This window comes from Frankia sp. CcCS3 (assembly GCF_977927575.1).
In genome coordinates this window covers 1-10,961 of sequence record NZ_CDWRCL010000128.1, presented here as the reverse complement: position 1 = coordinate 10,961, position 10,961 = coordinate 1, and the positions used below count along the sequence as shown (strand labels likewise).

Annotated in this window: 6 protein-coding genes and 1 pseudogene; 2 read left to right on the top strand and 5 right to left on the bottom strand. The window is 70.0% G+C overall.

The window, feature by feature from the left end:
* The 4 genes and pseudogenes from AC08OQ_RS12435 to AC08OQ_RS12420 form a co-directional block, all read right to left on the bottom strand.
* A partial coding sequence (locus AC08OQ_RS12435; RefSeq protein WP_476612058.1) for a glycosyltransferase occupies positions 1-395 on the bottom strand: 395 nt, incomplete at its 3' end.
* A gap of 205 nt (positions 396-600) precedes the next feature.
* A pseudogene (locus tag AC08OQ_RS12430) lies at positions 601-3,271 on the bottom strand (ATP-binding cassette domain-containing protein).
* Between the two features lie 192 nt (positions 3,272-3,463).
* Entirely contained in the window at positions 3,464-4,609 is a 1,146-nt protein-coding gene (locus AC08OQ_RS12425) for a hypothetical protein (RefSeq protein ID WP_476601586.1), read from the bottom strand.
* Positions 4,610-4,792: 183 nt separating this feature from the next.
* Positions 4,793-5,608, bottom strand: coding sequence for a RibD family protein (locus AC08OQ_RS12420; protein WP_476601587.1), 816 nt, complete (start codon positions 5,606-5,608; stop codon positions 4,793-4,795).
* Positions 5,609-5,682: 74 nt separating this feature from the next.
* Here AC08OQ_RS12420 and AC08OQ_RS12415 point away from each other — a divergent pair, with 74 nt between their 5' ends.
* On the top strand, positions 5,683-6,576 hold the full coding sequence (locus tag AC08OQ_RS12415; protein ID WP_476601588.1) for an exodeoxyribonuclease III: 894 nt from the start codon (positions 5,683-5,685) through the stop codon (positions 6,574-6,576).
* A gap of 108 nt (positions 6,577-6,684) precedes the next feature.
* Here the strand turns inward: AC08OQ_RS12415 and AC08OQ_RS12410 are convergent, their stop codons facing one another.
* Entirely contained in the window at positions 6,685-7,263 is a 579-nt protein-coding gene (locus tag AC08OQ_RS12410; protein WP_476601589.1) for an Hsp20/alpha crystallin family protein, read from the bottom strand.
* A gap of 843 nt (positions 7,264-8,106) precedes the next feature.
* On the opposite strand from AC08OQ_RS12410, the gene AC08OQ_RS12405 reads away from it, so the two are divergent.
* A complete protein-coding gene (locus AC08OQ_RS12405) occupies positions 8,107-10,935 on the top strand; it encodes an alpha/beta fold hydrolase (RefSeq protein WP_476602288.1) in 2,829 nt (942 codons plus the stop codon).
* Positions 10,936-10,961: the final 26 nt, after the last annotated feature.

Below are 10,961 nucleotides of genomic sequence, written 5' to 3'. Positions count from 1 at the left end.
CAGGGGGGGATGTCGCGGCGCAGGGCGGTACGCAGGCCCCGGGTCTCGCCGTCCTGAGTCTCGATCACGTCGGGACGCAGACCGAGACGACGCAGCCAGAAAGCATAGGAAACCGCGAGAACGAACCGCAGGGAGAGCGAATCACGAGGGTGGTTCTCCCCCTGGAACGACCGGCCGAGTGGGCCGAGAAACCTGGTGACGGGCAACCGCAGGAGAGGCCGCCGGTGCACCATCACCCCGTCATGATCCTCATCCGTGCGGTAGCGTCCCTGCGCGCAGAGGATATGAACCCGATGACCGAGCGCGACCAGTGCGTGAGCGATGTCGTGTGTATAGACTCCCGCCCCGTCCCAGATGATCGGCGGATACTGCTCGCACAAGAAGACGATCTCCATGCCCAATCCCCCACCGCGAGCGAACTTCGGTCAGCTCACCTTATCGCCACGATAACCGGTTGCTGCAGAGGTTTTGGATTTGCGACCACTCGCGCCGCGCCGGCCCACAGATAGGGGTATAGCGACTTCCCTCGCGGCCCGGCTCGCGAGGGAGGTCGCCGGGATACCTGGTCCGGGGCGTGGGCTACAGGGACGGACTGACCACTCAGCCGCGTAACGGCATGGACCGGCCGGTCCTGGAACCGTGCGCCGGCGGGACCCCGGTGCCGTACAGCCGCGGACCCGACAACCCTCCCGAACCCGAACCCGAACCCGAACCGGTGGCCGGCCCTGGCCCGGCACCCGTCGGCCGGGTGACCTTCGGTTCGATCCGGCGCAGCATGACGGCCGTGAGGATCAGTGCCACGACACCGATCAGCACGCAGATCACGATGTCGAGGACCCAGATCGCCACGCTGTGCTTCCACAGCCCGTCGGCCGGGTCGGTCCGCAGGGTCTCGTTACCGAACTTGCTGACGTCGTTGAGATCGTCCGTGGACGCCAGGGCCGCGAACCCCCAGCGGGCCGGGACGAGCAGGCTGATCTGCTCCAGCACGGGGCGCCCGACCAGCGAGGTCAGTCCCCCCGGAGAACACCAGCTGACCCATCGTGACCAGGACCAGGATCGGCATGGTCTTGTCCGCGTTGTCGATCAGCGTCGAGACCAGCAGACCGATCATCATCGAGGCGAGCGCCGCGACACTCACCGCGATCAGACACTCCAGCACCGGCGAGCCGAGCACGACCGCCCTCGGCGGGGTCCGGCCCACCAGCCCGATCAGGGTGAAGACAAGACACTGGGCGGTGGTGATCCCGGTCAGCAGAATGATCTTTGATCCAAGGTAGGCGGTGCGGGACAGCCCGATCGTGCGTTCCCGCCGGTAGATCGGCCGCTCCTTGACGATCTCCCGGACCGAGTTGGCCATGCCCATGAAACAGGCACACAGCACCAGGACGAGGAGAACCTTCGTCGCGTCGGTGTTCGGCGCCTGGGGTAACGCACGCAGCCCGTCCGGGGCGCGGATCACCTGTGGGACGACGCCGAGCAGGAACGGGAAGGCAATGATCAGCCGTAGGTACGACCGGTCGGCGAGCACGACCCGCCAGTACCGTCGGGTCAGCGTCGCGAGCTGGGCCCGGACCGGCTGCTGGCGCACGCTGGGCAGCTCCGGCGGTGCCTTGCGCACCGCGGGCGCCACGATCGCGGAGGGTACGAAGAACTCCGAGTCCCGGAACCGCTCCGCCATCTCCTCACCCGGAGTGGCCTCGAGCTCGCGGAACACCGCCGCGAACTCGCGGAAGTCCTCCTTGCCGAAGAACCGCAGCGCCCCGTCCGCAGGCCCGAAGTAGGCCACGTGCCCGCCGGGCGCGAGCACGAGGATGAAGTCGCACAGGTCCAGGAACAGCACACTGTGGGTGACGACGATGACGGTCCGGCCGGTCTCGTCGCCGGAGCCGGCGCCGCCGCCCTTCGCCAGGCCCCGCAGGGTTTCCATCACAGACTGGTCATTGGCCGGGTCCAGACCGGAGGTCGGCTCGTCCAGGAACAGCAGAGAGGGCCGGGTGAGCAGCTCCAGCGCGACGCTGGTGCGCTTCTTCTGGCCGCCGGAAAGCCGGAAGACCGGTGTGTTGGCGTGCGCGGTCAGTCCAAGCTGGCCGATGACCTCCTCCACCCGGGCCCGCCGCTCCTCGGCGGTGGTGTCGGCGGGGAAACGCAACTCCGAGCCGTACAGCAGAGCCTCACGCACGGTCAGCTGATCGTGCAGCGGGTCGGCCTGCGGCACGTACCCGATCCGGCGTCGCAACTCGTCATACTCGGCGTAGAGGTCACGTCCCGCGTAGATCACCGATCCCCGGTCCGCCGGTCGGAAGCCGGTGAGAGCGTTGAGGAGCGTGGACTTGCCGGCCCCGCTCGGTCCGACGACGCCGAGCAGGGAACGGCCCGGCAGCCGGAAGGTCATGTCGTGCATGAGCTGCTTGGTGCCGGCCCACACCGACAGCGCCTGCGCCTCGAAGGCCACGTCACCGGAGTCGACGTATTCGACGAGCGAGTTTCCCTCGAGCTGGAACAGATGATGGCCGATGGCGATGATGTCGCGTTGCATCACCCGCGCCCGGGTGACCCGGTGACCGTTGACGAAGGTGCCGTTGGCGGAAGCGAGGTCGACGAGCTCGACACCGGCCACCGAGATGTGCAGCTCGGCGTGATGGCGGGACGCGAGCAGGTCGCCCACGTTGATGTCGTTGTCGCGGGACCGGCCCATCCGCACCCGTCCGATCGTCAGCGGATGCACGCGCCGCCGGTCGTGCACGATCGTCGCCTGCCCCACGGCCGAGTCGGGCCCGCCCGACTGCGCAGGTGCCGCTGGGACGGGCGCCGACGCAGCGCCCGGCGCCGGTTCGGACCACCATTCCGTGCCCGGCACCGCCGCGCCCGGCGACGACGGCGACGGCGACGGCGACGGCGGGCCGGCAAGGGGGATGGGTGCCCCGCCCGGGCTATGGGTCGGCGCGGTCGGCGGGATCATCGGCGGGGCCGGACGCAGAACGAGCACCACCTCAGGTCCGTCCACCGCGCCGAGCCGGAGCCGGAGCTCCCCGGAGACGGCAAGACCGCCCACACGGCAGCCATCCCGCCAGAGACCGTTGGCGCTGATGTCCTCGATCCGCCATCCGCCGACGTCGGGATGCAGCACCAGATGCCGGCGCGACACCCGGCCATCGTTGATCACAATGTCGGCCGTACGGGCCCGCCCCACCACGACCGGCTTGTCTCCGGTGAGCGTCGCCTCCCCCGCGGGGGTGGTGACGTGAAGCGGGGTCGGAACCACCAGCACTCTCCCTCGCTCCTTCGATCGCCAGACGCACCATAGTGTGCCTGTGCAGAGGGAGTTTTCCCGCCCCTTCCGCAACATGTCCGAAAGCTGACGGCCACGAGACGGCGCCACGACGGGTTGGAGCGTGCTGGATCCGGACACCGACCGGTCCGGGGAACGAGGAAATGCGGTGGGCGGGTGGTGGAAATCGAATCAGTTCCAGCGGGCCGCACGGGTGCCGCCGTCGGGTAGGCGGGCGGAACCGACGGCCTGACCGCGGTTGTTGACCGCCACGGCGCGGCTGGTGCCGCCGCCGAAATCGCCCAGGAGCACCATCCGACCGTGGGACCAGCGGAATCCGTGCTCGGCGCCGTCGGGCGTACTGCTGACGCCAACGATGTCGCCACGGTCGCTGATCGCCGCCGGCGTGCTGGAAGGGCCGCCGAGGATGCCGAGATCCGTCACGCGGCCGTCCTCCCAGCGGAAGCCGCGACCGCCACCGTTGCCGTCGAACGTCGAACCGACGACCTGCCCAGCGTCGTTGATCGCCGTCGCCAGGCTGCCACGACCGCCCAGCGCGCCAAGATCGATGATCCTCCGACCCCGCCAGACGACCGCGTGCATCGTCCGATCGGCGGTCTGGGCCCAGCCGACGACGTCCCCACGATCGTTGATGTCGGCGGCCCAGCTCCCGACACTACCGGGCAGGTCGGGCAGATCGGTCCACCGCCCTCGGGTCCACCGGGCGGTGCGGGAACGGCCCCCCTCGTCCACCCGAACGGCGACCTGTCCGCTGTCACTCACCGCCACGGCAAAGCTGGCGGCACCCGACGGCGCGCCAAGATCGACGGTCCGGCCACGCCACCAGCTCACGGCACGAGGCGGCGCGGTGAACGTGGTTCTGGTCCCGACCACCTGGCCGCGCTCGTTCTGGTCCTCGACCCGGAAATCGAGATCGACGAGAACGCCGCCGGGCCGGAACACGAATCCGGTGTCGGGGGCGCCGCGGTGGGGGCGGAAGCCTGTCACCTGGCCGGCGTTGCTGATCCGCGACGGCCCGGGGGCCCCGTCCGGCAGCGCCGTCACCGCACTCTCCGACCATCGCAGGCCGTGGAGGTCGTAGGAGCCCGCGGAGCCGATGCCGACGACCTCTCCCCGATCGTTGATCGCTGTCGCCGTACTGAACAAGTACCCGGATGGAAAGCCCAGATCCACCGGCGCAACCGGTCCACCCGGGACCGCGTGCCGTCGCGCCGCGGCGCCGTTCGCCGGAACCATCGCCAGGATGAGGGCGGCAGCCATCGTGCCCGCCATGGTCGCCGCCCGTACCGCCCGTACCGCCCGTACCGCCCGCATCATCGCCCTTCCGCAGGGGCCGGCCATGCTCCGGGAACGCCGTCCCGGACGCACCTCGAAACCACGACATGAAGTGAGGCAAGTATTACGTTCCGCATCGACATCGGTGCCGTCGACTCGGCGTGGGCTCGACGACCGCGTGGTCCTTTCGTGGTCCGGAGGCGATCGAGCCGCCGGTCACGGCGTTTAGTGAGACGTCGGTGCCAGATACCGAAGAAAAACCACATTGTCGAGTTGTCGGACCTCGACGAGGCGAAGGGGCGAGCGGACGTCGTTGGGGAAGACCCCCGGTCCCACAAAGGTCGGCGCATCGCGCTCGCCGACGAAGAACGGGGCGACGGTAAGATGCAGCTCGTCGACCAGGCCGGCGGTGAGGAAGGCCGTATGCAGCGAGGTACCACCCTCCACCAGCAGCCGGCGGACGCCACGCCGGGCGAGATCGGTCAGGATGGCGGCGACCTCGACCCGGGGCCGACCGGGAAGCTCGACCAGGATGACGCGCGCGGTGAAGGTGGCGCGTTCGGTGCGGGCAGCGGGCGCGGTGCGGATCGCCGCCGACGCCGATTGCGGCGTTGACAGCTCGGGAGACGAGGTCGGCGCGGCGATCGGCAACGATGATCCGGCCCGACGGTAAATGATCGTCTCGACCGGGTCGGTGGTGAACAGCCGAGCGCTCGGGTCGAGATCTCCCCCGCCGGACAGCACGACCTTGATCGGCGTGGGCGGACGCCCGGCCGCCTCCCGCGCCGCCCGACGGTGCTGCGCGCGCACGGCGAGGTGGGGATTATCCCGCCGGACAGTGGCCGCGCCGACGAGGATCGCGTCACAGCCGGCACGCACCTCGTCCACCCGGTCGAGATCGGCGGCACTGGAGAGGATCAGCCGCTCATCCGAGCTATCGTCGATGTGCCCGTCCAACGACATCGCGCAGCTGCAGATGACGTACGGCCGGCCAGCAACAGCGCCTCGGCCCACAGCGTCATCGTCGACACGCCGGCTCATTCCCATGACGACCATCATCCCAGACCCGACATGCCCGGCAGACCTGTCGGACCCTGGGACTACCGTCAACAGATGTGCGGATCGCGACGTGGAACATCAACTCTGCGAAGGCTCGGCAGGCCCGCCTGATCGAATGGCTCGACCGGGCCGAGCCGGATGTGGTGTGCCTGCAGGAGACGAAGCTGTCGGACGACGTCTTCTTGGAGCTGTTCGACGAGGATCTGTTCCGCCGGGGCTACCGGGTCGCCCATCACGGCGACGGCCGGTGGAACGGCGTGGCGATCCTGTCGCGAGACACCCTCGACGACGTCGCGCGGGGTCTTCCGGGCGATCCGGGCTTTCCCGGTCCCGAGCCTCGCGCCATCGCCGCGACCTGCGGCGGCATCCGGATCTGGTCGCTGTACGTACCCAACGGCCGGACCATCGACGGCCCTCATTACGCCTACAAGCTGGCCTGGCTCGCCGCGCTGCGCGAGGTGGTGGCCGAGGCCACGGCCCAGGGCGCGGTGATGGCGTTGGGTGATTTCAACATCGCGCCAACGGACGCCGACGTCTGGGACATCACCCAGTTCGAGGGCGCCACCCACGTCACCCCGGCGGAACGCGCGGCACTCGCAGAACTCGTCAACGCCGGGCTCATCGATGTGCTGCGGGCCCGCTGGCCCGACGACGCCGTCTACACCTACTGGGACTACCGCCAGCTGTGTTTCCCGAAGAACCTTGGGATGCGCATCGACCTGGCTCTGGCGACCGCCGACGTGGCGGGCCGCGTGCGCGCGGTCTGGGTGGACCGAGCGGCCCGCAAGGGTGTCGGGACGAGCGACCACGCTCCCGTCATCGTCGATCTGGACACCGCGCCGGACGGCGACATCGGGCCGATGGTGCCGCCTCCGTCGAGTGGTAGCTCGGCCGGACGGTCCGCCCCGGGACGGACCTCCTCCGCCGGCACCGGACCGCGCCGCCGCTGAGCCGGGCGGTCCCGGCAGGATCGACCGGTCCGGCGGGGTATGCCGCCCGGTGCGAGGGAACCGCTGCCCGGCGTGCGGACATCGGCGTCCGCACGCCGGGTGCGCTCCTCAGGCGGTGGAACCGGCCGCGGCCGGCGTGGCCGGCTCGGCGGGCCGCGGCGTCGCGGATTCCGCCGGCAGCCCCGGGGAGCCACCCTCGGCAACCTCGGCCGGCCGGGCGTCGCGGACGACCGGGGTGATCTCAATCCGGGTCGCCTTGGGCTCCGCCGCCGCGCCGACGAGACGGACTGTCAGGATGCCCCGGTCGTAAGTGGCCGAGATCCGCTGCGCGTCCACGCCCTCGGGAAGCCGGAACTCCCGGCGGAAGGAACCGTGCCAGCGCTCGCGGTGCACGCGACCAGCGTGCTCGCTCTCGCTGCCGGCCGCACGCTTCCCGCGGACGACCAGGCGACCCCGGTCGATCTCGACCACGACGTCCCGCTCGACATCGACCCCGGGCAGCTCGAGGTTGATCAGTACATCCGCTCCCTCGGTAACCACATCAGCCGACGGGACGGCGAACTCGGTGACCGACGACCGTCCGGTAAGCACCGGACGCCGCGGGCCCCAGGCACGCCGAACAATCTCGTCGAACTCCCGGTCCATGCGCCCCAGCGCGGCAAACGGGTCCCACAGGTAGGTGCTCACGACGCTCCCCCTCCAAAAGATTGATCTTTCTAGGGCCGATCTCTGTACATCGATGCCGATCGAGACGCGCCCGCCCCTCAGGCGCCCCCTGGACGGATCACCTTCGGTGCGACTGCCTCCCGCTCTCACAGTTAGTGAGTCTAAGACGCTCAACCTTGCTGTTGCAAGTGAGGGCAAAGAATTTGTTGGATGTGAGGCAGGACACCGAAGCGGCGAACGGTCGCAGCGGCCGGCCCCGAGCGGCCGGGCAGCGGGGCCCGGCGCCGGCCCGGCGCGGCGGGCCGGCTCTCCTGGAGCGAGGAGCCGGCGATCGTGCGGCCGCGAGCCGCCCCGAGCTCCGGGCCGCGACGCCGCGGAATGGCGGCACCGGATCCGGGCACCATCGGCCGAACCGCCGACTCGGGATCAAATTAGTCCGGGATCACGGCCAATCGTTTGCGCCGGACATAGCCGAAGCCCGATTACCACCGACAAACTACCCCTTGAGTGAGGATTACCGGGAGTGACCATAAGATAGCCACAGCACCATGGTATAAAGTCGCACGCGCTATACCGGACTGCGTGTTGGGGAGGCTGTTCGTGTACCACGAGCGAACGGTTGCAGCACCGTACGAGGCAGCACCGTACGAGATTGTTGGACGGGGTTACCACAAACGGCCCGTCCCATCGCGCAGCCACCCGGCACCGGCCCCGGCGCATCCGTGACCATACGGGATTCGAGGTCCGCCCCCCCGATCAGGGGTAACCAGCCGCACCCGGTTGACGAGGTGAGGACCGGCCAGGACACAAGATCATCGTCATCCGTCGTAAGCCGATGACGCCGAGAGAGGACAGGACGAGGGAGTGGCTTTGAACGAAAGCGGTCGGCGCACGTCCCTTGCGGTCGCGACGCCTGAAGGTGGCGCGTTCTTCCCGGCGTTGCACTTCGACGACCTGCCGGCCTCGGTGGTCAGCCGGTTCCGGGAGGTCGCCACGCACCTGCCCGACACGCCCGCGCTGGTCTCTCCCGGCGTCGTCATGACCTTCGCCGAGGCTGATCGCCGGACCGATGACATCGCGATGGCGGTCCTCGGCCGCCTCGACGCGAACGAGGACGGTCCGGTCGCGACCCTGCTGCCGCACAGCGTGGCTGGCCTGCTGGGCGTGCTGTGCGTGCTGAAAACCGGGCGCCCGGTCGTCCCGCTGGATCCGGTGGTGCCCGCCGAACGGATGGCACAGATCGTTCGGCAGGCCGGCTGCGTGGCCCTGCTGACCGACCTGGGCGACGGCTCCGTGGCCCGCTCGACGGTGGGCCTGCAGCCGGTGGGGACCAACGGTTCGAACGCCACGGCCGAATCCAGCGTGAATCCGGACGCCCTGCTCGCCGCGCTGGCCGGGGGCGGCCCCCGCCTCGTCCTGGACCTCGCCACGGCGGCCGCGGACGGTGCCCGGTGGATCGCGGCGAACGGCGCGGACGCGGTCTGGTGGCCGCAGCCGCTGGTCGACGATCCGGCCTGCATCGTGTTCACCTCCGGTTCAACCGGCGCGCCCAAGGGCGTGGTGTGGACCAACGGCACGTTCCTGTGCGACGCCTACGCCGGCGCCGAACGCCTCGGTTTCGCGCCGGGCGACCGGCTGGCCCTCGTGCTGCCGTACTCGTTCGCCGCCGGCATCACCGTGGTGGTGTTCGGTCTGCTCAACGGGGCCGGGGTGTATGCCTATGATCCCCGGGCGGTGGGCCTGAGCGGCCTCGCCGACTGGATCTCCTCGCAGCACCTGACCGCGCTGCAGACCACTCCGTCCCTGCTGCGCTCCCTCGTCGGCTCACTCGAACCGGACCAGGTCCTCGCCGACCTACGGATCGTGACCACGTGCGGGGAGGCCGTCTACGGACGCGACATCACGGCGCTGCGGCCGCACGTGCCACCGGCGTGTACCTACGTGAACTGGTCCGGTGCCTCCGAGATCGCCTCCCTCGGCTTCTTCGAGGTCCCGCCGGGCACCCAGCCGCCCGCGGGCACGGTACCCGCCGGACTGCCGGCGACCGGCAAGGAGGTGGTACTGCGCCGCGAGGACGGCACGCCCGCCGATCCCGGCGAGGTGGGCGACGTGGAGGTCACCTCGGCCTACCTGTCGGCCGGGTACTGGGGGAACACGGAGATGACGGCGTCCCGCTTCACCCCGCTCACCGATGGCCGGACCACCTGCCGGACCGGCGACGTCGGCCGGTTCGAACCCGACGGCACGCTGGTCCTGCTCGGCCGCCGGGACGCAGCGGTGAAGATCCGCGGCTACCTCGTCGAACCGAGCGAGGTGGAGGCGGCGCTGCTGAGCTCCGCGGAGATCGCCGAGGCGGTCGTCACCGCCGTCGCGCATCCTTCGGCGCGGAACCGGCTGGTCGCCTATGTCGTGCCGGCGGTACACGGCAACACCCTGTCCCCGGTCCGGATCCGGCGGAGGCTGCGCGAGAAGCTGCCGGTCTGGATGGTCCCGACGACGATCATCCCTCTGACGGAACTGCCCCGCAACGAACGCGGCAAGGTGGACCGGGGCGCGCTGCCGCCCCCGCCGGAGGCCCCGGCCGTCTCCGCCCGGCCGAGAACGCAGTGGGAGATCGTCGTCGCCGACATCTGGACGCGGGTCCTCGATCTCGAGGAGGTCGGCATCGGGGACGACTTCATGGAGCTCGGCGGCGACTCCCTGGCAGCGAACGAGCTGCTCACCCTGGTCGCGGAGAAGCTCGGGATCACCATGCCGTCATCGGCGCTGGTCGACGCGCCGACGCTGGGCGAGTTCGCCCGCGCGCTGTCACTCGCGCAGCAGTCGGGTCCGCGGCACCCCACCGTTGTCCCCCTGCGCACCACCGGCTCGCGGCCGCCGCTGTTCTGCTTCGCCGGGGCCGGCGCGCTCGCCCTCGGTTTCCACTCACTGGCCCGCCGCCTTGGTGGCGACCAGCCGGTCTACGCCTTCCAGGCGCACGGGCTGGAGCGGCGGGGTTTCCCGGACTGGAGCGTCGCGCGGACCGCCCGCCGCCACCTGGAGATCATCCGCGTCCTGGCTCCCCGGGGTCCCTACCTGCTCGCCGGGCACTCGCTGGGTGGCCTGATCGCCATGGAGATCGCCCAGCAGCTCGCCGCCGCGGGAGAGGAGGTCGGTTTCCTGTCCATCATGGACACCTACCTGCCGGCCTCGCTGCGGATCGAGTCGGCCGGGGCGGGCGATACCGAGGCGGGCGATACCGGGGCGGCCGGCGCCACCGCGCCGTCGAAGGCAGCCGAGGACCACGCGCGCGGTTACCGCGGCCGGCTGGCGCGGTTCACCCAGAAGCTGCTACCGGAACAGCGGGCGAACTTCACCAGTAATGCGACCCTCAAGAAAATGGTACAGATTCCGCTCACCGGGGTCGTACAGTTCGGCGGGCTCGAACAGTTCGACGTCTTCTTCAACCACGGGCGGCTCCTCGAACGTTTCTACCGACCGCGGCCGTGGCCCGGCCGGGCCCTCGTGTACCGATCGGCGGAGAATCCGGACCCGGAGGACGCATGGTCGGCATTCCTCACCGGGAGCCATGACATCCATTTCGTTCCGTGTGAGCATTTCTACCTGCTCCGCGAACCGCACATCATCAAGATCTCGGAGCATTTCCGGGCCGAGATCGACCGGGTGGTTGCCGGGCTGGCTGAGACAGGCTGACTGCGACGGGCTGAGCACTCCGTTCG

What these genes read in the sequence shown, in the direction of transcription:
- AC08OQ_RS12425 (WP_476601586.1), bottom strand. Translation starts at nt 4,609, where the DNA reads ATGATGCGGGCGGTACGGGCGGTACGGGCGGTACGGGCGGCGACCATG.
- AC08OQ_RS12420 (WP_476601587.1), bottom strand. Translation starts at nt 5,608, where the DNA reads ATGAGCCGGCGTGTCGACGATGACGCTGTGGGCCGAGGCGCTGTTGCT.